Genomic DNA, 22615 nt, shown 5'->3' with positions numbered 1-22615 from the left:
TTTAGCATGCGCGCCCTGTTACCTGTACAAATTGGCCAGACCGGCAATATTGCCAGTTTGCACCGGGAGCGTGCACGCCGGCCTGTCGATAATGCACAATGGCAATACCAGTTCAAGACGCCTGCCCTTAAAAGAGGCAAAAAAACCGATCAATTGTTACAGATGCGTTACAAATGGGCATTTTCGTTGCGCAAAAACAACGTGCGGTCTAAAATCGGGTAAGCTTTGATTTAACCACGGTCGTGCGCCCCTGATGCGTGTGGCAAAATGACTGAGAAGTTAATTGCTAGTTTCGCAATCTGAAACGAGCGCATATGGTCTACATGATAAAATCTTGGCACGTAGCACCAGTAGCGCAGTGTTGTTCTGCGGATATCACCCCCCGAAAGGAAAAAAGAATGAATAAATTTGTAACGCTGTTTTTCGCTGCATCCGCAGTGATTGCTGGCTCGGCTTCGGCCCAAACCCCAACCTCCCCACCATTCGCGCCAGTTACCACTGACATCAAAGCACCAAGCCCAAAAAGCGCTTACGTGCAAGATGCCCGCGGCGTCATCGTGCGTGACCCATTCGGTCTGTGCTGGCGTACCGGCTACTGGACACCTGCTGACGCAGTGCCAGGTTGCGACGTGCCACTGTGCGTAGAGCCAGAAACCCTGCAAGACGGCAAATGCGTGGCTCCTCCAGCACCAGTCGTACCAGCACCGGCACCAGTCGTTGTCGTACCAGTACCAGTCGTCGTTGCTCCTACCTCGGAAAAAGTCAGCTTCGCTGCTGATGCCTTCTTCGATTTCGACAAAGCTACGCTGAAGCCAGAAGGCAAAGCCAAGCTGGACGAGCTGTCCGCACAACTGGGCGGCATCAACCTGGAAGTCATCATCGCTGTGGGTCACACCGACTCCGTCGGCACCGATGCTTACAACCAAAAACTGTCGGTACGTCGTGCTGATGCTGTCAAAGCCTACCTGGTTTCCAAAGGCGTTGAAAGCAACCGCGTGTACACCGAAGGCAAAGGCGAAAAACAACCTGTTGCTGACAACAAAACTGCCGAAGGCCGTGCGAAAAACCGTCGCGTGGAAATCGAAGTTGTTGGTACCCGCAACAAGTAATAGCTGAGCCCCTGGACTTGCCGCAAGACATCGCGCAAGTCAAGGACAGCATGAAAAACCCCGCCATGGCGGGGTTTTTTTTCGTCCGTGGCTGCCCAATTGTAAAATTGCCGCTATTATTCGACCTATGAACGCCGACCCTCTCGAAATCCAAAAATTCAGTGAGCTGGCCCACCGCTGGTGGGACCCCACTTCCGAGTTTCGTCCCCTGCACGAAATTAACCCCCTGCGCCTGGAATGGATCAACGCGAAAGTGCCGCTGGCCGGCAAGCGCGTGATCGACATCGGCTGCGGCGGCGGCATCCTGGCCGAATCGATGGCCCGCAAGGGCGCCGACGTGACGGGCATCGACCTGTCCGACAAGGCCCTGAAAGTGGCCGACCTGCACAGCCTGGAATCGGGCGCCAAGGTACGCTACAAGCTGATCGCCGCCGAAGCCATGGCCGAGGAAGAGCCGGGCCAGTACGACGTCGTGACCTGCATGGAAATGCTCGAACACGTGCCGGATCCCGCCGCCATCGTCAAGGCTTGCGCCACGCTGGTGAAACCGGGCGGCCACGTCTTCCTGTCGACCCTGAACCGCAACCCGAAAGCGTACCTGTTCGCCATCCTCGGTGCCGAATACCTGCTGCGCCTGCTGCCGAAAGGCACGCACGACTACGACAAATTCATCACCCCGGCCGAGCTGTCGCAATACGTGCGCAGCGCCGGCCTGGACGTCAACAGCATGCGCGGCATGGGCTACAATCCGCTGACCAAGATTTACTCACTTAATAGCGATACCAGCGTCAATTATTTGGTGGCCTGCACCCGGCCGTTGTAACCATCACGCACAATACCAGGCGGCTGCGGCCGCCATTTTTCATTCTTACTTGACACACTTCGCCCGCCATGATCACAGACCCTCTGCCAGCCCCGCGCGCCATCCTGTTCGACCTCGACGGCACCCTGGCCGACACCGCGCCCGACCTGGCAGCGGCCATCAACCTGCTGCGCGCGCGCGCCGGCCTGGCGCCGACCCCGTATGACATCCTGCGCCCCACCGCCTCGGCCGGCGCGCGCGGCATGATCGGCGCGTCGTACGGCGTCCAACCCGGCGAAAGCGGCTATGAAGCCCTGAAAGACGGATTCCTGAACAATTACGAAGCGGCCCTGGCCGTGGAAAGCCGTCTGTTCGACGGCATCCCCGCCCTGCTGGAAGGCCTGCAAGCGCTAGGCCTGGCCTGGGGCGTGGTCACCAACAAGGCCGCCCGCTTCACCGACCCGCTGGTCGGCCAGATCGGCCTGGGCGCGGCCGGCTGCGTGATCTCGGGCGACACCATGGCGCACCCGAAGCCGCACCCCGCCCCCCTGCTGGAAGCGGCGCGCCGCCTGGACCTGGCGCCGCAAGACTGCTGGTACGTGGGCGACGACCTGCGCGACATCCAGGCCGGCCGCGCCGCCGGCATGCGCACGGTGGCCTGCGCCTGGGGCTACTGCGGCCCCGTCGAACCGCAGCACTGGAACGCCGACCATTTGCTGGACACGCCGCAGGCGCTGCTCGAGCTGGTGAGTACTGTGGTGAAGGCGGCGCAGGAGCGGCAGCTGGCGGCTTGATGGCTTGAAGCTGGGTCTGCCTGGCCTTATATCCATTACTGCGAATGCATCATGCAAGAGTGGGCAGATTGCGCTACAATGAAGGTTCTGTGGGGACGACCTGGTTTCGACGTGGGTTGCAAAGCAGCGCAGGGCATACCGAGGGCGGGCTACCTCGTAAATACAACCTGAAAAAACTTAACTGCAAACGATAACTCGTACGCACTGGCAGCTTAATCGCTGTTAGCTCTAGAACACCTCGTCCCTGGGGTGGGCCGTCAAAAGCTCTAGAGTCATTTACAGGGACTCGTCGTATGCTGGGTTACTTAGCGTCCGACTAAATAATAGGTAACTCGCTTGCCCATAACGTGCACATCCGTGCTGGCTGAGTTAAATTAAATGATAGTGCTAAGTATGTAGAACTGTCTGTGGAGTGCTTGCGGACGCGGGTTCGATTCCCGCCGTCTCCACCACTGAATAAATAAAAGGGCTTCCCCGTTTTGGCGGGGAGGCCCTTTTCATTTATTCCATGCATGCAGAGCGCGGGCGTCGAATCCGCGTCCGGTACGGGCGCGGGGGTTGTGCGGGGCCTTCGGCGAGCGCAGCTCGGCGCCGCACAACCGGGTTGCGCTTGCAAGCGCAACCCTCTCCGATTCGTCTGGCCAGGTTTTACGCCGCAGGCGGTTTTTCCTAACGACAAACTTAGTTGCTCAGGCTGTGTGCGAATGCCGGACCTGCCCCTCGCTCCTGCCCCTCACTTACTGGGATTTGAAACGGGTCATGGCCAGGCACCAAGCCAATATGGAAATTAGTAAATATGCTATATTTACCAATTCCGAAAACCTGAATTTTCACGGCAGGTGAAATCATTCGCAAGGGTGACCGCGACAAGCCATGGCGGCGCGATCTCAAAGCATAGGCAGAGAAATCCCAACCATGAAAATTGCTCGCCTGCTTTCCTCCAGTTTCCTCGCACTCGCCGTGGTCCTCGTCGCCTATGGTCTTTTCGGCTTCTCCCGTTTTGCCTGGTACACCGGCGCCTACTACGATGAACGCATGATCTTGTTCGACCACGGCTTCTATCCTTTTGCGTGGGGTATCGCGCTGCTGCTGATGGGGCAAATCACCCGCTTGCAGCATCGTCGACCGGCGATGCTGCTCGCCGCTGGCGCGGCCCTGGTGCTCCTTCTGTGGAAGCGTGCAACAGTGCCTGACGCCATCGCCAATCAACAACTTTTTCCGGGGTCTGATTTACTGGAGGGACTGATTGTTACCGCTGTCGTGGTCATCGTCCTGGCGCTGATAGACCGCCCCATCGAACAAGCCATCCGCAAGGCTTTTAGGCGTACCCGGTGACCATCAAAGGGCTGCCGCCGCCCCGCTGCTGCTGCCCACCTGCGACACCGCCCGCCGCGCCCCCAATACGTCAGCCCCGTCGAAAAATCGAAACCGAAATCACAGCGGCAATCCCCGCACGTTCGCAAAGCGACATGCGCGCTCGACGATTTTTGCCGCCATGCATTTTCTGTGCATTGCCAAGGATCAAACATCCGTACGTTACGGGAAGTATATGCGAGAATTGTCGCTACTCGAAACCATGGCCTTGAGCCAGCGCAAGGATGCGCCACGCCACCTTAAAATTAAGAAACCTCCCCCCGCAAATACCCGATCGCCCGCCGATACTTCTCTATCCTCTCCAGGTCCTTCGGCGTCGGCGCCCCTATCCTCGACAAGTCGCTGTTTTCCGCCAGATCAGCCAGCTTGACGGCCTTGCCGACCGGGTTCAAGGCCGCGCGGGCGATGAAGTCCTCGTACGACTCGCCCTCGACCTTGGTCACGGCGCGCACGCCGTCGATGACTTCCTGGGAAAAACCTTCGCGCGCCAGGTCGTCGAAGGTGACTTTACCGTCGCTGTCTTCCACCACGTCATGCAGCACGGCAACGATCTGCTGGGCGCCGGGGGCGACGCGCAGCATTACGCGCAAGGGGTGCAGTATGTAGGGCGCGCCGCCCTTGTCCGTCTGGCCGGCATGGGTGGCGGCGGCGATTTCAATCGCGCGTTCCAGGGTGCCGCGTCTTGCGTGTTCACTCATGTTCACTCCTTGTTCACTCCACTGTGGTTGACGTTCGTGGCGCGCCAGCCGCGGCGCTGCAAGTGGCAAACGCTGCTGCACAGCAAGGCTGGCACCAATAAATTGAGGACCGGCACGAGCATCAGCAAACACAGCAGCAGTCCCAGGGCAAAGATCGCCGGATGCTGGGCGCGGCGCAACACCGCTTGCTGTTGCTCGTCGAGCACATCCTTTGCCGCCGCGCCATAGATCGCCTGCACGTTCCAGGCCAGCAGGCAAGCAATCAGCACGCACATGGCCCACACGGGGATCAGCAGGGAGAGCAGCAGCAACAGGCGGCGCCACCAGGCCGGGCGTGCGGCGGACAGCGCCAGGCTTGCCGGCGCTTGCCGGCCGGCATAGCGGCGCGCCGCTACCGCCTTGGCGCGCTCCAGCAAGAACCAGCGCAGCGGCAAGCGCGCCGTACCGATGGCGCCGACGATAAAGACCATGACATAGAACAAGGTGGCCAGCGCCAGCAACGCCAGGGCGATCTGGCCGATCGACAATAAGGCTTTGGCGGCGCTGCCCAGGCTGCCGGCGATATTGCCCATCTGCGAGAGCGTGGCAGGCCCGTTGGCCAGTGTCCCGACGCCATCCATCACGCCCAGGCCCAGCAAGCCGGTAACCGACACCAGCGCCAGCATGGCGCTCAGCTCGACAAAAAAACGGCCGAAACAGCTATACAGCCCCAGCCACAACGCCACGACCGCCATGCACCACAGCGCGGAGCGCCACCACAGCCCCGCATGACGCGCATCGCGCAATCCCAGGCCGATGCACGTGAAGGCTTCGCGCCAGGCCAGCAGCCAGGTTTGCAATGTTTGTGTCACGCTAGTGGGCACTCCGCGATGAGGGGTGGATACGTCGATCCGGATGTTGCCGATTGTACATGGACACGGCTGGCGCACGCGCCACCGAGGACGCAGCGCACAGCCCACGCCGGCCCCGCCCCTTCAAAATTGCTATCGAAACGCCAAAACAGTCACAGCCTGCACCGCACTTTCAAAGGAAGATTCAAAACAGACCCGGTTTCTGCCGGCTGCCTTGGCCTTGTACAGGGCCTTGTCAGCGAACTCAAGCAGCTCGACTGCCTGGTTTTCCAGATGCGTCGGCATAAACGCCGCCACGCCGACGCTGGCCGTCACCACGCCAGGAGGATTGCCCCGATGCTCGATTCCAAGCGATTGCACGGCATCGCGCACGCCTTCCGCCACCGCCAAGGCGCCGGCCATATCCGTGCCGGGCAATAAAACGACCATTTCCTCGCCGCCATAACGCGCAGCAAGGTCTCCCGGCCGGCGCATGCTGTAGGCCACCACCTTGCCAATTTTTCTCAGGCATTCGTCGCCGGCCACATGGCCATAGATATCGTTGTATTGCTTAAAGAAATCGACATCGATCAACACCAGTCCCATGGCGCTGCCTTCACGCTGCGCACGGCTGAATTCGGCAAGCAGCGACTGGTCGAAGTGGCGCCGGTTCGCCAGTCCCGTCAGCCCATCCTGGTTGGCAAGGCGGGCCAGGGTTTCATTGATCAACTCCAGCTCGTTACGCGCCTCCAGCAAACCCGCCTCGCTCTTGACCCGCAAATCGATTTGCCGCACCACGCGGTAACCGATGAAGGCAATCAGCAGTACCAGTACGCCACCCACCGCGTTTTGCAAAATCATGTCGAGACGCCATTCGGCGAGCACTTCTTCCTGCGACAAGGCGGCAGAGACCACCAGCGGGTATTCCTCGATTCTTCGGTAGCTGTTGATACGCGTTACGCCATCGACCCGCGACTTGATCACGGCCGTGCCAACGGGGCTCTTGGGCAAATAATCATGAAATAAAGGAAACTGCGAAAGATCGCGCCCCAGCATGCTTTCATCGAACGGCCTTCGCAATAAAAGAATGCCTTTTCCATTCGCAATGAAAATGGCGCCTTTTTTCCCTATCGAAAAGCGCTCATAAAACTGCCTGAAATAATGCATATCGATGGTCGCCAGCGCCACGCCGCCGAAACTGCCGTCCGGCATATTGATACGCCGCGATACCGTGACGATCCAGTCCCCGGTCGATTTGCTGCGCACGGGCGGGCCGACATAAGGCCCGCGGTCATCATGCGTTCGGTGGTAGTTGAAATAATCCCGATCGGAATTATTCAGATGGCTCAACAGCGTTTTCTGGGAGTTCACCAGCCAGCTGCCATCCTTGGCATAAATGAAGATGCCGTGCAGCTGCGGCAGCTCGCCGACACGGGTGACCAGCAATTTATGGATACGCTCCAGTTCAAGGTCGGAGACACCATCTGTCTCCACCCGCTCCACCAGTCCGACCAGCACCGTATCGGCTTCCTTGATGGTGTCATAGGCATGCTGCGCAACGGATTGCGCCAGATTGGCGCTTTCACGGGCCGCTTCATTGAGCTGCACTTCCCGCGCGCGCAAGGTCATCCATAACTGGATCGCCAGGAGCGACAGGCACACCAGCACGACAAAGAAGATTGCCAGCGGCAACAAAGAGAATCCCCGGAAACCGGCACCCAACAGGCGTGGCGGCAAGCTGCGTGACCTGGTCATGGATTAACTCCCGGTTTGATATCCGGCAAAGTGTGCACCAAATAGGCAGCAACATACTCACACATCGTCACAAAAGATATAAAAAAGTTACCGCAACACTGGCCGGGCAAGGTGTTCTTTCCGCCATGGCGGCGTTGACTCCTGTTCCAGCCCGCAATTGTTTGCGGAAGCGCAATCCTATATGAAGCGGAATGCGAAACAATGCCATTTCCCCCAGCGTTGCGTATCGCGGAGTTGAGCATGCTTGAAGTACAGCCCAGGGACAAGCGTGGATTTTTCATCCTGCCGCAGGCTCCGGAAGGTGCAGGCTATTACGTCTATGGCACCCCTGGCAGGGGCGCGGGTCAATATGCGCATCCGAACATGATGATGGCGCTCCTGTATGTGGAGCGCGAATGGCAAGCGGTCGATGACCGGCAATTTGGCATTGGCAACATCAGTCTGGCTAACGGAACCGCCTATGGCCAGCACTCAACCCACAAATCCGGCTTGGAGGTGGACATTCGCCCGCTGCGCAAGGACGGCCTTCAACTCCCTGTTTATTGGTATGACAGAGACTACGATCAAGCCGCGACGGCGAAGCTCATCGCACTTTTTCGTGCCCATGCCAGCGTGCGCAGGGTGCTGTTTAACGATACCCACATTCCATTCGTGACGCCATTCAAAAATCACGACCATCACTTTCATCTGGAACTGAGAGCCTGATATGAAAACACTATGGCCTATGGCGCTGAGCGCCCTCACCCTGTTTTCACCGGCCTATGCAGGTGGCAACAGCGACTGGGGCGCAGACAAACAGTTCAAGGGTTCTTATCTGATTTATTCGAACACCTTGGGCGAGCAACAGCCTCCCACACCGCATGACCGCAAGATTTCTTTCATGGTCACGGGGGCCGTTGCCAAGGAAATGTTTGACTCCATGGCTCCGGATTCGAAAGAACGCTGCAGTTTGGAGAAAGGCTATCGGCAGCGCGATAAGGAAAATGTTTCCTGTGTCCGGGATCATGACGGCTACAGGTGCTACTTCGGCTTTAACTTGCGCAATGGCAAAAGCATAGGTGGCTCGATTTGCTAGCGCCCATACAGCCTGGCAGCCATTAAACAGCCAGGCTCCCGCGCCCCCTACCTTCGGCTCAACGGCACATACTCGCCCGGCAAGCCCGCCACTTCCAGCGCATCGGCAAACGCCAATAAGAACTTCGCCGGGCCATGTTCGGACACCAGCAGAGAGGCGCCCTTGTGGCGCAGCAGTTTCAGCACTTCCTGCTGGTGCGCCTGGTATTCCTGTGAATGGCCGTAGAACGTTTGATACATCTCAAGGGTTTCCATGGCCTTGGCGGCCAGGATGAATTCGGGTTTGTCCATGATGTCTCCTCGTTGTTACTGCTGCCAAAACCACGAAAAAAAACCTGCAGGACGTGCTGGCGCGTGCCGGTCGCACTGCCTTGCGGCAACCACATCCGTATTTCCATCATACGCCTCAAGCGGGCCGTTGCGCAGTCCTGCCGTGCATCTTTTTCTATCGCTCCCATCCCGCGCCATCGCTGCGGTGCGCGCGCTGGCGCCAGGTGCCCGCGCATGGCATCATGCGCGTTGCCCACCCCTAATAACGACATATGGACCAATATCACTTCCTCGTAGGCGAATTCAAGAAAAATACCCCCTTTATTCCCGCCACGGCCAGCGCGCAGCTGTTTGCCTGGTTCGCGCACATCGGCGAACCCGTCGAGCGCTACGGCAACAAGCGCGGCAAGATCGTCAAGTTCTCACAGCGAAATTACGAGAAGATGCTGTTCGCGCCAGAGACCAACAGCATCGGACTGCTTTCGCCGCGTCTCGTACCGCCCGACGAAGCTTACGAGGCCGTCAACTGCGACGCGCAGGCCATGTATTCATCGGACTCGGAGCTGGTTCTGTCCATACGCGCCAGCAAGCTTGCGCTGGCGCCGCTGTTCGACGGTGCGCGGGCCATACCCGGCCTGTTTGAGCATTGCGAATATGTGTACTGCTACGCTGAAACGCAGGGCTATGGCACCGGCTACGCACTCGGCTACCGGCAGCTCGATGAGGCCCATCCGATGACCTTTGGCACGCCTTGCCCCGCCAATAACTGGGCAGCCATCAAGCGGCGCGGGTTGCAAGATGCGCACCTGCGCGATGTCTATCCGATCAATGGTTTCATGCAAGCCAAACTGGATGCGCTGCCGCCCGAGCGCCGGCAAGCACTGCGCGCTGCGATGCAAGCCCATGGCCGCTGTGAAGAGCATGCCGGCTGGATCTTCTGGTACCTGCAGCCCGGGGAACTGGAAGCGGCCCGCGCCGCACTGAACGCACACGCCATGCTGGGCGCCTACATCAACCACCGAAGCTCATGACCACACATTTATCGCTGCACTGCTATCTGCAAGACGAGGCCGCAGAACGGCCCCTGCCCTGCTCCGACGTGACCATCCAGGCCGACCCGGCCACCCTGCGCGCCATTGCCCATTTTCTGCTGGCCAGCGCGGACGCCTTTGATCTGGCGCAAGACCGGGCCGGCATGCACGCCCATCTGCAAGATGCATGGGACGGCTGGCAGGACGATTTCCCCGACCTGGTCGTGGTGGCCGCCTAGCTTGGCGCCCCGCTTGCTGCGCGTCGGGTAACATACGCCACCGTTGCCATACAGAGAACCTTGATGCCCGATTCCCGAAACGCCCTGGCGTCGCTGCGCGCCGCCGTGCTGGCCGCCGCGCTGGCCAGCCTGTCCGCCTGCGCCAGCCCGCCCGCGCACGAAACGCTGTTCCTCGCCACCACCCTGACCGCCCCGCATTCCTTTACCAAGGGCATCGAAGGGCCGGCCGTCGATGCGGATGGCAATATCTATGCCGTCAACTTTGCGCGCCAGCAAACCATCGGCAAGGTCAGCCCCGGCGGCGTTGCCGAGGTGTACCTGACCCTGCCCGGCACCAGCATCGCCAACGGCATCCGCTTCGGCAGCCGCGGGCAGATGTACCTGGCCGACTACATGGAACACACGATCTACCTGGTCGATCCGGCCACGCGCGCGCTCGCCATCCACGCGCGCGAGCCGCGCATGACGCAGCCGAACGACATCGCCATCACGGCCGACGACGTGCTGTATGCGAGCGACCCGAACTGGAAGGAAAACACGGGCCGCGTGTGGCGCATCGCGCAGGACGGCACGGTAACCCTGGCGCTCGACACCATGGGCACGGCCAACGGCATCGAAGTCAGTCCCGACGGCAAGATTCTGTACGTGAATGAAAGCGTGCAGCGCAATATCTGGATGTATGACATCGCCGCCGATGGCAGCCTGAGCGGCAAGCGCTTGCTGATCAAGTTCGACGATTTCGGCATGGACGGCATGCGCGTGGACGTCGACGGCAACCTCTATGTGACGCGCTACGGCAAGGGCACGGTGGTGAAATTGTCGCCGCAAGGGCGCATCTTGCGCGAGATCAGCGTGCCCGGCGCCAAGCCCAGTAACATCACCTTTGGCGGCCCCGATGGCCGCACGGCCTACGTGACGGAAGTGGTGCAAGGCCGGCTGCTGCAATTTCGCGTCGACCGCCCGGGCCTGGAATGGCAGCGGGCGCAGCGGCACAAGCAAAATGCGGCGAATGCGGCAGCGGCTGCAATGCCGCCACCGGCCGCGGCGGACAGCGTCAGCGCGGAATGATGCACTGCGCCTTCAGGCGCTCGAACAGTTTGATGAAGGCATCGTGCGTGTCCTGGTAGTCGAGAAAGCCCGCCTTGCGGCTCTTGCCCATGTCCGTCATCACTTCCATCGGCCGGCCCAGGTCCGCATCCGTATGCCACCATGAGGCCAGGCGGCCGATGTCCGCTTCCGCCAGCCCATGCTGCCCGGCAATCGCACGCCATTGCGCGGGCGCGTCGTGCATGCGGCCGGCCAGCGGCGCCATCGTTTCCGGCAAGTCCGCCGCTTCGATGCCGAAATACGCGGCCAGGCGCGGCCACAGCCACTTCCAGCGGAACACGTCGCCATTGACGATATTAAAATCTTCGTTGCGCGCGCAAGGGCTGTCCGCCGCCCACGCCAGGTGGCGCGCGATCTGGCCCGCATCCGTCATGTCGGACAGGCCGTGCCACTGCGCGGACGAACCGGGAAAGACGAAGGGCTGGCCGCCGGCCTTGCATAAATTCGCGTACACGGCCAGGGTCAGGCCCATGTTCATGGCATTGCCCAGCGCATAGCCGATGATGGTGTGCGGGCGGTGCACGCTCCACGTGAAGCCGTACTGCGCGGCCGCTTCAAACAGGCGGTCTTCCTGCGCGTAATAAAAATTCTCGACAGGCTGGCGGCCCTGCTCTTCGCGGAACGGCGTGACGGGCACGGCGCCCTGTCCATAGGCATCGAACGGACCCAGGTAATGCTTGAGACCCGTCACCAGGGCCGCGTGGCGCAAGCGGCCGTTCGGCCCCAGCGCGGCCAGCACGTTGGCCACCATGGCGCCGTTGACGCGGATGTTTTCCTGTTCATTTTCCTGGCGCGCCCAGGCTGTAAAAAAGACGTGGCTGGCGTCGAAGCCGGCCAGGGCGGCGGCGACGGCGGCGCCGTCCGTCGCATCCAATTGCAGGGCCGTGCAGCCGGCGGGGACAGGCGTGCGTCCGCGCGAGACGCCCGTCACCTGCCAGCCTTCGCCGAGCAGATGCGTGGCCAGATTGCTGCCGATGACGCCGCTGGCGCCGATGATGAGGGCGTGTTTTTGCATGAGAGTGGCTCCGAAAGAAAAATCCATCATATCCGCGACACAAATTCTTATCCGCGATACTATTTCACCCTATTCATGAATAAAATTCGCGGATCATGTTTTCATCAGAACATCTGAAGGGCCTTACGCCCTTCCTCGCCACGGCCGACGCGGGCAGTTTTACGAAGGCGGCCGAGCGCCTGCACCTGAGCAGCTCGGCCGTCAGCAAGAGCGTGGCGCGGCTGGAGGAACGGCTGGGCGTGCTGCTGTTCCAGCGCAGCACGCGCCGCCTGACACTGAGCGACGCGGGCCGCGCCTATTACGCCACCTGCAAGCGCGTGCTGCAGGAACTGGCGGATGCGGAAAACGTGCTGGGCGACCATGCGGCGGAACTGGCGGGCCAGGTGCGCATCGGCGTGCCCGCCGCGTACGGGCGCCTGCGCGTGATGCCGGCGCTGATCGGTCTGTGCGAAAAATATCCGCGCCTGCAGCCGGCCATCGCCTTCAGCGACCGCTTCGTCGACCTGTTCGAGGAGCGCATCGATATCGCCGTGCGCATCGGCGCGCCCTCGCACTGGCCCGCCGCGCTGGGGCAGATGCAGCTGGGCGACGAACAGCTGATCCTGTGCGCGGCGCCCGCCTACCTGGCGCGGCGCGGCACGCCCGCCTCCATCGCGGACCTGGACGGCCACGACTGCATCGCCTACGGGCGCGGCGACGGCTCGCCCATGCCGTGGCTGTTCCCGGACGGGGACAAGGGCGGCCAGCTGGAATACCGCCTGGCGTCTCCCCGCATGACGGTGGGCGACGCGGAGGCGCGCACGGCCGCCGTGCTGGCGGGCCTGGGCGTGGCCCAGCTGGCCACCTGGCTGGTGGAAGACTGCCTGGCCACGGGCGCCATCGTGGCAGTGCTGCCGGAACTGGCCACGCCGGGCCTGCCCCTGTACCTGGCGTGGCCGCTGGCGCGCCAGCTGACGCCAAAGACGGGCACCCTGCTGCAGGAATTGCGGCAACGGCTGACGATCAGCTGAAAATATTGCTTGACCCTGACGTAGCGTCAGGATCGAACCTGTCTGTACGCAACAAGAAAGGAGCAAACGATGCTGTTAAAAATCGGTGAACTGGCCAGGATGACAGGCTTGAGCATCCGCACCCTGCACCACTACGACAGCATCGGCCTGCTCTCGCCTTCGGCGCGCACGCAAGCTGGCTACCGCCTGTACCAGCACGGCGACATGGACCGGCTGCACCGGATCATGGCGCTGCGCAAGTTCGGGCTGTCGCTGGCCGATATCGCCAACGCACTCGCCGGCCCGGATCTGCCCTTGAGCGCCATCGTGGCGCAGCAGATCGCCATGCTGGAACGCCAGATCGCGCAGGCTTCCACCCTGCGCGAACGCCTGCGCACCTTGCAGGCGCAACTGGCGCAGGGGCAGGCACCGGAACTGGCCGAGTGGCTCACCACAATGGAGTTGATGACCATGTACGACAAATATTTTACCGAGGAAGAACTGCAACGGATGCCGCTGCTGACAGATAGCGCCGTGGAACAGGAATGGAAGGCACTGGTGACGCGCGTGCGCGCCGCCAGGGACGCGGGCGCGGGCCCCGGCGATGCGCAGGCGCAAGCGCTGGCCACGGAATGGATGGTCAAGCTGGTGCGCGACACGGGCGCCCATCCGGGCTTGTTCGCGCGCCTGAACAGCATGCACGAGCAGGAGCCATCCATGCAGGCTACCACCAGCATCGATGCGGAACTGATGCAATTCATCATCGCCGCCTTCAACGCTTCGCGCATTGCGCTATATCGACCTTTCCTCGATGAGCAGGAATATGCGTATTTACTCGCCAACTACGGCAGGCGCTCGGGCGAGTGGCCGGCCCTGATCGCCGCCGTGCGCGCCGCCATCGATGCGCGCACGCCGCCCACGGACCCGGCCGTGCTGCAGCTGGCGCGGCAGTGGCTGGATCTGTTCCGCTCGTATGCGGGCACGGACCCGGCCACGCAGCTGAAGTTCCGCCAGGCGCACCAGCAGGAACCGCGCTTGATGCAAGGCAGCTTCGTCGACGCGACCATGCTGCAGTACCTGGGCGCGGCGATGGCCGTGGTGGCGCAGGAGCGTCCGGCCAAATAAGTTGACGTGTGGCATCTCGTGGGCGGGGCCATGTAGAATCGGCCTTCGCCCACGAGAGGAACCACCGATGCGCCGCTTTCTGTTTGCCTGCCTGACCCTGCCCGCCTGCCATATCGCCATGGCTGGCGATACGCCCGTGCAAGGCGTGTGGCAGGGCACCCTGGGCAAGGCGAATATCGTCGCCTGCTTCAACCAGCCCAGCCCCACGCAAGGGTCTGACCGCAGCGGCAATTACTACTACACGCGCTACAAGACGCCGATCATGCTGTCCATGGCGAACGGCAAGAGCGAGTGGAGCGAATCCGACGCCAAGGGTGATACCACGGGCACGTGGAAACTCAATGCACCTCAGGGCGGCAAACTGTCCGGCACCTGGACGGAGCCAAAAAGCGGCAAGACCCTGCCCCTGGCCTTGACCCTGCTGGAAGCGGCGGGCGACCGCGAGCATCCATCCTGCGCCAGCGATGCCTACAACCTGGCGCTGGAAGATTTTCCCAATACCAAGACGAGCAAACCGATCGCCTTCGAAGGCAAGCAATACCGCAACCTGCAAGTGGGCGACACCATCACCGTGGAATTGATGGCGCCCGGCGATGGCATCGCAAAAATCAACGCGCAGCTGCGCGCCGTGCTGGCAAAAAGTAAAAAAGACCTGGAAGACTTCTATGCCACGCGCCGCGAATACCTGGGCCGCAACGGTTTCACGACGGAAGACGAAGTGTATGCGGAGCCGACCTACTGGTCGCCGCGCTGGGTGACGGTCAAATTCTACCGCTGGGCGGCCGGCTATGGCGCCAGCGGCATTTCCATCCGCTTCCGCACCTGGGACGTCAAAACGGGCCAGGAAACGGACGTGTGGAACTGGTTTGGCGCCAGCGCCAGCGATGGCGACGACAAGGCCGAATTGCCGGACCGCCTGCGCCAGGCCCTGTTCAAGGACGTGAAAATCGACGCCGAGTGCAAGGGCACGGATTACGACGGCCGCGGCCGCTTCCACCTGTCATTGAAACCCGAAGGGGTGTCGTTCTGGGAAGACTCGAACGGCAGCGGCTGCGAAAACGATTTTTTAATGCCCTACAGCAAGGTCGGCCCCTTCCTCACCGTCAAGGGCCGCGCCGCGCTCAGCGATCTATTGCCGAAGAACTAAGCACCCGCCTTGTCCACCGCCTTGTCCACCATCATGGCCACCATCTCCGCCGTAGCGGCCGCCAGGGTCCAGCCCAGGTGGCCATGGCCCGTGTTGTAGTACACGCCCGGCGCCTTGCCCGGCCCCACTTTCGGCAGCATGGCGGGCAGCATGGGGCGCAGGCCCGCCCACGGGATCACCTTGCGCGTATTGACTTCAGGAAAGCACTGCTGCACCCACTGCAATAGCGGGCGGATGCGGTCGGCGCGGATGTCGTCATTGACGCCGTTGAACTCGGCCGTGCCCGCCACCCGCAACCGATCCTCGCCCAGGCGGCTGCTGACCAGCTTGGTGGCGTCGTCGAGCAGGCTGACCTGCGGCGCGCCCGCCCGGCTGGCGGCGTCATCGAGCTGCACGGTAATCGAATAGCCTTTCACGGGATACACATTCACATGGTCGCCCAGCATGGCCGCCATGGCGCGGCTGGCCGTGCCCGCGCAGATGACGACGGCGTCGAACACGCCGCTGTCCTCGTCCGTCACGATGCGCACCTGGCCATGCTCGCGCGCCAGCGCCGTGACCTTCGCGCCGTAGCGGCACGCCACGCCCAGGCGGGCGCAGGCATCGGCCAGGCCGCTGGTGAACTTGTGGATGTCACCCGTGGAATCGCTGTCCGTGTAGTAGCCGCCGTAAAAATCGCCGTGCAGCGCCGGTTCGATGGCGCGCATTTCCAGCAAGCTCACGGCGCGCCGCTCCAGGCCTGCCTGCGCCAGCAGGCGCGACACGCCTGCCGCACGCTCGAAGCCGCGCTGGTCGCGGTAGACGTGCAGGATGCCGGCGCGCCGGTGATCAAAATCAATGTTTTCTTGCTCGGCCCACGCAAACAGGTGTGCGCGCGCGGCAATCGCCATGCGCGCCGTGGCGATGGTGTTGCGCTCGTAATCCGGCATGGCGGCGAGAAACTCCGCAAACCAGCTCAGCTTGTGCCAGCTGGGCCAGGGATGCAGCAGCAGCGGCGCATCGCGCCGCGCCATCCATTTCACGGCGTTCAGTATCGTTGCCTTGTGGTTCCACACTTCCGCGTGCGAGGCCGACAATTGCCCGCCATTCGCATACGACGTTTCCATGGCGGCATAGCGGTGGCGCTCGATCAGGGTCACGTGCACGCCGCGTTTCGCCAGCGCATACGCCGTGGTGACGCCCGTGATGCCGCCGCCGATGACGGCCACGCGCTTCATGTCCTGGACTCCACCTTGTGCACCACCGTATCGCCCGCCTGCAGGACGCGGCCATCCTCGGCCAGCACGTCCAGCCTGCGCACGGGCAAGCCTGACCCGCGCTGCAGCAGGGTGGAGTGCGCCTCGCCTGGTTCAAACAATTGCGCCTCGCTCCACTGGCGCAAGCCGACGACGACGGGAAACAGGGCCAGCCCCTTGGCCGTCAGCACGTATTCCTGGTAGGCCGTGCCGTCCGACGCGGGCGCAATGGTAAAAATGCCCTCTTCCACCAGGGTGTGCAGGCGGTCGGCCAGGATGTTCTTCGCCACGCCCAGGCTTTTCTGGAATTCCCCGAACCGGCGCATGCCGTCGAAGGCGTCGCGCACGATCAAGAGCGACCAGCGCTCGCCGATTGCGTCGAGCGCGCGCGCCACGGGACAGGGGTCGGTTTTCAGGCTCTTGCGCTTGGCCATCGGCATGCTCCAGGATTGAGTGGTTGCATTTTAAAACTAATCACCGTAGACTCCAACTGGTTTTAATTTGAAACCACTATTGGACTAGCCCATGCGCGACACGACCATCCCCATCACAGCAGCACTTCCTTCCACTCTCGTCTGGCTGTTTGCCACGGCGGCCGGCCTCAGCGTGGCCAATGTGTATTACGCCCAGCCCTTGCTCGCCACCCTGGCGCACGAGTTCGGCATGACAGAGGCGGCCAGCGGCATGGTCATCACGGCCACGCAACTCGGCTGCGCGCTGGCCCTGCTGCTGCTCGTGCCCTTGGGCGACATGCTGAACCGGCGCCGGCTGACCCTGTTCCAGCTGGGCTTGCTGGCCATTTCCCTGGCGGCGCTGGGCTGCGCCCGTTCCACGGCCGCCTTGCTGGGCGGCATGCTGCTGGTGGGTTTGCTGGGCACGGCCATGACGCAGGGCTTGATCGCCTACGCGGCCAGCGCGGCGGCCAGCCACGAGCGGGGCAGGGTCGTCGGCATGGCGCAGGGCGGCGTGGTGATCGGCTTGCTGCTGGCGCGCACCCTGTCCGGCGTGGTGGCAGATATCGCCGACTGGCGCGCCGTGTATTTTGTCTCGGCCGCCATCGCCTGCGCCCTGTTGCTGCTGCTGTGGCGCAAGCTGCCGCCGGCGCAGCCATCCGATCAAAAGCTGGCCTACGGCGCCCTGCTCGCTTCCATGCTGGACATGCTGCTGCACAACAAGGTGCTGCGCGTGCGCGGCATGCTGGCCCTGCTGATGTTTGCCGTCTTCAATATTTTTTGGAGCGCCCTCGTGCTGCCCCTGACGGCGCAAGGCTACAGCCATGCGGCCATCGGCGCGTTCGGCTTAGTGGGCGTGATCGGCGCGCTGGGCGCGGCGCGTGCGGGCGCCATGGCGGACCAGGGCCGCGCCCAGTGGACGACGGGCGCCGCCCTGCTGTTGCTGCTGGCCGCGTGGCTGCCGCTCAGCTTTGCGGGCGCGGCCCTGTGGCCGTTAATCGTCGGCATCATCGCGCTGGACCTGGCGGGCCAGGCCATCCACGTGACGAACCAGAGCCTGATCTTCAAGGACGACAGCGACGCGCACAGCCGCCTGGTGGCGTGCTACATGCTGTTTTATGCGGTGGGAAGCGGTGTGGGGGCGATTGCCGCCACCAGCGTGTATGCGCTGGCGGGCTGGCATGGGGTATGCGCGCTGGGCGCGGCGGTCAGCTTGCTCGCCCTGCTGTTCTGGCGGCTGACCTTGCCTGCTGAAAAAGCTGAGAGCGCCTAATTCAGCATGGCCGTGGCGGAACCATGGCGATACGTTTTCAATGCATCGGGCTGGATCTGGATCAGCGAACCGCTGACTTTAATCAAATGCAAGTCCGTCAACTGGTGCAGCACGCGCGACAGGGTGGCGGGCGCCAGGTTCAGGAACGATGCCAGCAGACTTTTCTTCAGGTCCAGCTTGACCTCGTTCGAACGCTGCTGGTCCGATGCCTGCAGCAGATACTCGACCACGCGCTGGGTGGCGTTCTGCACGGAGCAGCGTTCCACGTTGCGGATGAAACCCATCAGGTGGTGCGACAGGCTGTTCATCATCTGGCGCGCGATGCGGGGCGACTGGTCCAGCAGGCGCAGCAGCGCGTGCGGCGGGATGCGCAGCAGCAGGCAGTGCTCGAGCGCTTCGGCGCAGAATGGATACGGTTCATCAAGGAAAATCATGGCTTCGCCGAAACTCTGGCCCGGGCGGATCAGTTCCAGAACCTTGTCGGTCCCTTCCATGGAAAACACGCTCAGCTTGACGAGGCCGAAAACCACCACATAGGCGCCTTCCGCCACTTCGCCCTTGCGGAACAGCACTTTGCCTTTTTCCACTTCGACACGCACGACATCCTGGCGCAATTGCTCTAATTGCGAAGGGGAAATATGGCGGAACAGAGCCTGGCTCGACAGCAAGCCATCGACGTTGACCTTATGCATGACACTCTCTTATTAGATTAGCGAATGACTAAGAGTGTAATGCGCAGGCACGGTCAAGGCCATACGTCAAAGGAACTAGGGTTGTCTAGGCCGTAACGCCATGCAGATCAAACAATCGCGCATTCCTTGCGCACTATTTGCGCTTTGCTTGATCTTTATTTGCCGAATTCGCGCTCGACCGCGTAGACGGCGATCTGCACGCGGCTGCTCAGCTTGAGCTTTTTGAGGATGTTTTGCACGTGGATTTTCACCGTGCTTTCGGCCACATCCAGCTGGCGCGCGATTTCCTTGTTGCTCAGCCCTTGCGCCAGGCAAGCCATGGCTTCGCGTTCGCGCGGCGTCAATTTGTCGTAATCGGCCTGGGGCGCGTTCTGCCCCGCGCGGAACTGCGACACCAGCTTGGCCGTCATGGCGTCGGCAATCACGGATTCGCCGGCGGCGGCGCGGCAGATGGCCTGGCCCAGCTGCTCGGCCTCGATGTTTTTCAGCAAATAACCGCGCGCGCCCGCGCGCAGGGCCGCGCCCAGGTCGGCCGCGTTTTCCGACACGGTCAGCATCAGCACCACCATCTGCGGCATGTCCTGCAGGATCAGCTGCAGCGCTTCGACGCCGGTCACGCCGGGCATGTTCAAGTCCATCAGCACCACGTCGGGCCGCAGTTCGGCCGTCAGGCGCACGCCGTCGAGCCCGTTCGATGCCTCGCCCACCACCTGGAATTGAGGATTGCGCTGCAGCAGCAGCTTGACGCCGCTGCGCAGCAAGGTGTGGTCGTCGACCAGCAGGATTTTGATTGGAGCGTTCACTATGTTTGTTGCCTGATAAGGATGATTCATCTGTTACGCGGCCTGGCGCCGGGCTGCCGGCAGGGCCAGCGAAATCGTCGTGCCGCCGCCGGGCCTGCTGTCGATGGCAAATTGCGCACCGAGCCGCTCGGCCCGTTCCTGCATGATACGCAAGCCGATCTGCAATTCCGTTTTCTTGTCGCGCAGGTTGGCGGCGAAGCCTTCGCCATCGTCGCGCACCTGCAGCGCAAAATCGCGTCCGTTTTCCACGCGCAGCGCCACATTGCTCGCTTGCGCGTGCTTGCGGATGTTCGACAGCGCTTCCTGCACGATGAACAGGATCTGCAATTGTTGCTCGGGCGCCAGCGGCGCGCCGTTGCCGCTCATGTCCAGCGTGCCGACGACGCCCGTCTGCAGCTCGAACTTGGCCAGCACTTCCGACAGTTTGCTTTCCAGGTCGCTGCCATGCCAGCGCGTGCGGAAATTGACCAGCAATTCGCGCACGTCCTGGTAGCTTTGCTCGACGCCCATGCGCATCAGCGGCAACACTTCGGCCGCCTCGTCGAGCTGGCCCCGGCGCACGGAATCGTCGAGCATCTGCACTTGCAGGCTGATGAAGTTCAGGCTTTGCGCGATGCTGTCATGCAAGCCTTCGGCCAGCAGGCTGCGTTCGCGCGCCACGGCGAATTCCTTTTCGCGCGCGATCAGGCGCTGGTTCTCGATGGCGATGCCCAGGCTCTGGCCCAGGGTTTCCAGCCAGCCCTGCTGCTGCGCATGGGCCGCTTGCGGGCGCGCAAAGTGCAGCGAAAAACTGCCCACCACCTGCTCGCGCGCGAGGATGGGGAAGACGGCGATGGCGATAAAACCTTCGTCCTGGCAGCGGAAGCGCTGCAAGGCATCGACCTGGCGGAAATCGCGGATCTGGATCACGCCCTGCGCCACGGCCGCGCCGCACAGGCAATCGTTGTTGCGGATGCAATGTTCCTCTTCCACCATAGCGTCGGAAATGCCCTCGTGCACGATGATGTGCACGGTATCTTGTTGCGGATCAAGGATGCGCACGGTGCCGCCTTCGGCCTGCGCGAACTGCATCACGTGGCGCAAAAAGCCGCGGCACAGGGCATCGATCGCGTGCTGGCCCGCCAGCAGGGTGGAAATGTCATGCAGGGTGGCCAGCTGGCGTTCCTGCGCGGCGCTCAGGCCCGATGCGGCTTGCGCCTGGCGGCGCTGGCGCCAGCGCGACGCTGGAAGTTGTTTGCGGGAAGGTTGACTGCGCGGCGCATGCATGAAGAACTCGAATCAAAAAAGGGGAAACACCCGCCAGGCTGGCGTGCAGCGCGGCGGGCAAATCTATCGTTACAAATGGATCTCGGTACCGAGCAGCTTGACGAACTGCGCCAGCCACGCCGGATGGGCGGGCCAGGCGGGCGCCGTGACGAACTGGCCATCCGTGACGGCGTCCGTGACGGCGATGTCGGCATACGTGCCGCCCGCCAGTTTGACTTCCGGCGCGCAAGCGGGATAGGCGGAAATGCGCTTGCCGCGGATGACGTCGGCGGCGGCCAGCAATTGCGCGCCGTGGCAGACGGCCGCGACAGGCTTGCCCGCCTCGGCGAAATGGCGCACGGCGGCGATGACTTTGTCGTTCAGGCGCAGGTATTCGGGCGCGCGGCCGCCGGCGATCATCACGGCGTCATAGTGGGCCGGGTCGATCTCGTCGAAGCTGGCATTCAGGGTGAACAAGTGGCCCGGTTTTTCCGTGTAGGTCTGGTCGCCCTCGAAATCGTGGATGGCCGTCTTGATCGTCTCGCCGCTTTTCTTGCCGGGGCAGACCGCGTGCACGGTATGACCGAGCATCAGCAGGGCCTGGAAAGGCACCATCGTTTCATAATCTTCTGCAAAATCGCCGGTCAAAAACAGAATTTTCTTCGCTGCCATTTAGTTCTCCTATGAAAGATTGATCCCGCAAGCCGTATCTTAGCGCGACTTGGCAGCCATACTGGATATTTATCAAACTTTTGCCACCGAATGCAGGCATTTAGAGGCTGAGCCAGAATTATTTCAAGGCTCGCAGGTCAAATCCGGAAGACCCTCTTTGAAAGCCTGGCCATGAGCACCTCCACCAGCCCCCTTGTTTCGCCGGCCCTGATCCGTATCTTCGACCAGTTTGCCGATGCCCAGCAGGCCCGCAGCGCCCTGCTGGGCGACGGTTTCCCCCCGCACGCCGTACAGCTCGACACGGTCGACGACGAGGCCGTCCCCGTACAGGGCAAGGCGGCGTGGCGCGGCATGTTCCGCCTCGTCGTCGCCGTCAGCACGCCGCAGGAACGGGAACGGGCGCACGCCATCGTGCAGGCATGCAATGGCTGCGACATCGAACAGCGCACGGCCAGCCACGCGGGCGGGCGGCGCACCGGCACGCCTGCGCTGGCGGGCTGACACCCCTCCCCTGCGCGGCCAAACTATGGCAAGATCAGCGTTCCTTCATTCCACAGTGGAACTTGCCATGATTTATGAAATTGCCCATATCCAGATCAAATCGGCCACGCACGCAGCCTTCGAGGCGGCCGTGACGCAAGCCGTGCCCCTGTTCCGGCGCGCGCGCGGCTGTGAATCGATGCGCCTGGAGCGCTCGATCGAAAACGGCGACGCCTACCGCCTCGTCGTGGGCTGGACGACACTGGAAGACCATACCGTGCATTTCCGCGGCAGCGAAGACTTCCAGGCCTGGCGCGGCCTGGTCGGCGAATTCTTTGCCGCCCCGCCGCAGGTCGAGCACATGAATACCGTGGTCACGGGTTTTTAAGCCGTCAGCGCCTGCC

The 22615-nt window shown here is 62.3% G+C and carries 27 protein-coding genes and 1 other RNA gene; 17 read left to right on the top strand and 11 right to left on the bottom strand.

The genetic code is table 11. The annotated features are described in order from the left end of the window. Window positions 1–6 precede the first annotated feature (6 nt). The 6 genes from AC07X6_RS06660 (at window position 7) to AC07X6_RS06635 (ending at window position 4040) form a co-directional block, all read left to right on the top strand. Complete coding sequence (locus AC07X6_RS06660; protein WP_230538499.1) at window positions 7–222, top strand: hypothetical protein; 216 nt, start codon at window positions 7–9, stop codon at window positions 220–222. Window positions 223–398: 176 nt separating this feature from the next. Next, window positions 399–1109: an outer membrane protein OmpA gene (gene ompA / locus AC07X6_RS06655; protein WP_071078971.1), complete on the top strand. Its 711-nt coding sequence runs from the start codon at window positions 399–401 to the stop codon at window positions 1107–1109. A gap of 127 nt (window positions 1110–1236) precedes the next feature. After that, window positions 1237–1932: a bifunctional 2-polyprenyl-6-hydroxyphenol methylase/3-demethylubiquinol 3-O-methyltransferase UbiG gene (ubiG, locus tag AC07X6_RS06650; RefSeq protein ID WP_230538500.1), complete on the top strand. Its 696-nt coding sequence runs from the start codon at window positions 1237–1239 to the stop codon at window positions 1930–1932. Between the two features lie 68 nt (window positions 1933–2000). Next, window positions 2001–2705, top strand: coding sequence for an HAD family hydrolase (locus tag AC07X6_RS06645; protein WP_494790452.1), 705 nt, complete (start codon window positions 2001–2003; stop codon window positions 2703–2705). Window positions 2706–2796: 91 nt separating this feature from the next. Then, window positions 2797–3157, top strand: a transfer-messenger RNA (tmRNA) gene (ssrA, locus tag AC07X6_RS06640). A gap of 463 nt (window positions 3158–3620) precedes the next feature. Beyond that, a complete protein-coding gene (locus AC07X6_RS06635; RefSeq protein ID WP_494790451.1) occupies window positions 3621–4040 on the top strand; it encodes a hypothetical protein in 420 nt (139 codons plus the stop codon). Window positions 4041–4324: 284 nt separating this feature from the next. Here the strand turns inward: AC07X6_RS06635 and AC07X6_RS06630 are convergent, their stop codons facing one another. The 3 genes from AC07X6_RS06630 to AC07X6_RS06620 form a co-directional block, all read right to left on the bottom strand. Then, window positions 4325–4777: a GTP pyrophosphokinase gene (locus AC07X6_RS06630; protein ID WP_494790450.1), complete on the bottom strand. Its 453-nt coding sequence runs from the start codon at window positions 4775–4777 to the stop codon at window positions 4325–4327. 2 nt (window positions 4778–4779) lie between these two features. Beyond that, complete coding sequence (locus tag AC07X6_RS06625) at window positions 4780–5628, bottom strand: hypothetical protein (RefSeq protein ID WP_494790449.1); 849 nt, start codon at window positions 5626–5628, stop codon at window positions 4780–4782. A gap of 132 nt (window positions 5629–5760) precedes the next feature. Next, a complete protein-coding gene (locus AC07X6_RS06620) occupies window positions 5761–7362 on the bottom strand; it encodes a sensor domain-containing diguanylate cyclase (RefSeq protein ID WP_494790448.1) in 1602 nt (533 codons plus the stop codon). A gap of 240 nt (window positions 7363–7602) precedes the next feature. Between AC07X6_RS06620 and AC07X6_RS06615 the strand changes: the two genes are divergently transcribed. Further along, window positions 7603–8067, top strand: a complete 465-nt coding sequence (locus tag AC07X6_RS06615; RefSeq protein WP_150130824.1) for a hypothetical protein — start codon at window positions 7603–7605, stop codon at window positions 8065–8067. 1 nt (window position 8068) lies between these two features. Continuing rightward, entirely contained in the window at window positions 8069–8437 is a 369-nt protein-coding gene (locus AC07X6_RS06610; RefSeq protein ID WP_230538545.1) for a hypothetical protein, read from the top strand. Between the two features lie 47 nt (window positions 8438–8484). Here the strand turns inward: AC07X6_RS06610 and AC07X6_RS06605 are convergent, their stop codons facing one another. Then, on the bottom strand, window positions 8485–8727 hold the full coding sequence (locus AC07X6_RS06605) for a hypothetical protein (protein ID WP_230538546.1): 243 nt from the start codon (window positions 8725–8727) through the stop codon (window positions 8485–8487). Between the two features lie 251 nt (window positions 8728–8978). On the opposite strand from AC07X6_RS06605, the gene AC07X6_RS06600 reads away from it, so the two are divergent. From AC07X6_RS06600 to AC07X6_RS06590, 3 genes are all read left to right on the top strand, one after another. After that, window positions 8979–9737 carry a hypothetical protein gene (locus AC07X6_RS06600; RefSeq protein WP_494790447.1) on the top strand — a complete coding sequence of 253 codons (759 nt, stop codon included), beginning with the start codon at window positions 8979–8981 and terminating at the stop codon, window positions 9735–9737. Continuing rightward, window positions 9734–9976: an Imm32 family immunity protein gene (locus tag AC07X6_RS06595; RefSeq protein WP_494790446.1), complete on the top strand. Its 243-nt coding sequence runs from the start codon at window positions 9734–9736 to the stop codon at window positions 9974–9976. The genes AC07X6_RS06600 and AC07X6_RS06595 overlap by 4 nt, the downstream gene beginning before the upstream one ends. A 63-nt stretch (window positions 9977–10039) precedes the next feature. After that, window positions 10040–11044 carry an SMP-30/gluconolactonase/LRE family protein gene (locus tag AC07X6_RS06590; RefSeq protein WP_494790445.1) on the top strand — a complete coding sequence of 335 codons (1005 nt, stop codon included), beginning with the start codon at window positions 10040–10042 and terminating at the stop codon, window positions 11042–11044. On the opposite strand, the gene AC07X6_RS06585 is transcribed toward AC07X6_RS06590, so the two are convergent. Beyond that, on the bottom strand, window positions 11031–12098 hold the full coding sequence (locus AC07X6_RS06585) for an SDR family oxidoreductase (RefSeq protein WP_494790444.1): 1068 nt from the start codon (window positions 12096–12098) through the stop codon (window positions 11031–11033). The genes AC07X6_RS06590 and AC07X6_RS06585 overlap by 14 nt on opposite strands. A 95-nt stretch (window positions 12099–12193) precedes the next feature. Here AC07X6_RS06585 and AC07X6_RS06580 point away from each other — a divergent pair, with 95 nt between their 5' ends. The 3 genes from AC07X6_RS06580 to AC07X6_RS06570 all read left to right on the top strand — a co-directional run bounded on the left by AC07X6_RS06580 (window position 12194) and on the right by AC07X6_RS06570 (window position 15359). Then, window positions 12194–13108 carry a LysR family transcriptional regulator gene (locus AC07X6_RS06580; RefSeq protein ID WP_494790443.1) on the top strand — a complete coding sequence of 305 codons (915 nt, stop codon included), beginning with the start codon at window positions 12194–12196 and terminating at the stop codon, window positions 13106–13108. A gap of 69 nt (window positions 13109–13177) precedes the next feature. Beyond that, a complete protein-coding gene (locus tag AC07X6_RS06575) occupies window positions 13178–14212 on the top strand; it encodes a MerR family transcriptional regulator (protein ID WP_494790442.1) in 1035 nt (344 codons plus the stop codon). Between the two features lie 67 nt (window positions 14213–14279). After that, a complete protein-coding gene (locus tag AC07X6_RS06570; protein WP_494790441.1) occupies window positions 14280–15359 on the top strand; it encodes a hypothetical protein in 1080 nt (359 codons plus the stop codon). Here the strand turns inward: AC07X6_RS06570 and AC07X6_RS06565 are convergent. Beyond that, the gene (locus tag AC07X6_RS06565; RefSeq protein ID WP_494790440.1) at window positions 15356–16576 is read right to left on the bottom strand and encodes a D-amino acid dehydrogenase; all 1221 of its coding nucleotides are present in this window, start codon (window positions 16574–16576) and stop codon (window positions 15356–15358) included. The genes AC07X6_RS06570 and AC07X6_RS06565 overlap by 4 nt on opposite strands. Then, window positions 16573–17028: a winged helix-turn-helix transcriptional regulator gene (locus AC07X6_RS06560; RefSeq protein WP_474295264.1), complete on the bottom strand. Its 456-nt coding sequence runs from the start codon at window positions 17026–17028 to the stop codon at window positions 16573–16575. Before AC07X6_RS06560 ends, AC07X6_RS06565 begins: the two co-directional genes overlap by 4 nt. Window positions 17029–17119: 91 nt before the next feature. Between AC07X6_RS06560 and AC07X6_RS06555 the strand changes: the two genes are divergently transcribed. Beyond that, window positions 17120–18319: an MFS transporter gene (locus tag AC07X6_RS06555; protein WP_494790439.1), complete on the top strand. Its 1200-nt coding sequence runs from the start codon at window positions 17120–17122 to the stop codon at window positions 18317–18319. Here the strand turns inward: AC07X6_RS06555 and AC07X6_RS06550 are convergent. From AC07X6_RS06550 to AC07X6_RS06535, 4 genes are all read right to left on the bottom strand, one after another. Then, complete coding sequence (locus AC07X6_RS06550) at window positions 18316–19011, bottom strand: Crp/Fnr family transcriptional regulator (protein WP_034759676.1); 696 nt, start codon at window positions 19009–19011, stop codon at window positions 18316–18318. The genes AC07X6_RS06555 and AC07X6_RS06550 overlap by 4 nt on opposite strands. Window positions 19012–19166: 155 nt before the next feature. Next, on the bottom strand, window positions 19167–19844 hold the full coding sequence (locus tag AC07X6_RS06545; protein ID WP_442908025.1) for a response regulator: 678 nt from the start codon (window positions 19842–19844) through the stop codon (window positions 19167–19169). A gap of 3 nt (window positions 19845–19847) precedes the next feature. Continuing rightward, window positions 19848–21080 (bottom strand): GAF domain-containing sensor histidine kinase, encoded by a 1233-nt coding sequence (locus AC07X6_RS06540; protein ID WP_230538558.1) that lies wholly within the window; start codon window positions 21078–21080, stop codon window positions 19848–19850. Window positions 21081–21149: 69 nt separating this feature from the next. Then, the gene (locus tag AC07X6_RS06535) at window positions 21150–21731 is read right to left on the bottom strand and encodes a DJ-1/PfpI family protein (RefSeq protein WP_230538559.1); all 582 of its coding nucleotides are present in this window, start codon (window positions 21729–21731) and stop codon (window positions 21150–21152) included. 171 nt (window positions 21732–21902) lie between these two features. Here AC07X6_RS06535 and AC07X6_RS06530 point away from each other — a divergent pair, with 171 nt between their 5' ends. After that, window positions 21903–22232: a hypothetical protein gene (locus AC07X6_RS06530; protein WP_230538560.1), complete on the top strand. Its 330-nt coding sequence runs from the start codon at window positions 21903–21905 to the stop codon at window positions 22230–22232. A gap of 67 nt (window positions 22233–22299) precedes the next feature. Continuing rightward, a complete protein-coding gene (locus AC07X6_RS06525) occupies window positions 22300–22599 on the top strand; it encodes an antibiotic biosynthesis monooxygenase family protein (RefSeq protein WP_230538561.1) in 300 nt (99 codons plus the stop codon). The last annotated feature ends 16 nt before the right edge of the window (window positions 22600–22615 follow it).

This window comes from Janthinobacterium sp. GW460-12-1-14-LB5 (assembly GCF_059423585.1).
The sequence above is the reverse complement of the archived record's forward strand: the minus strand, read 5'-3'. Positions and strand labels throughout refer to the sequence as shown.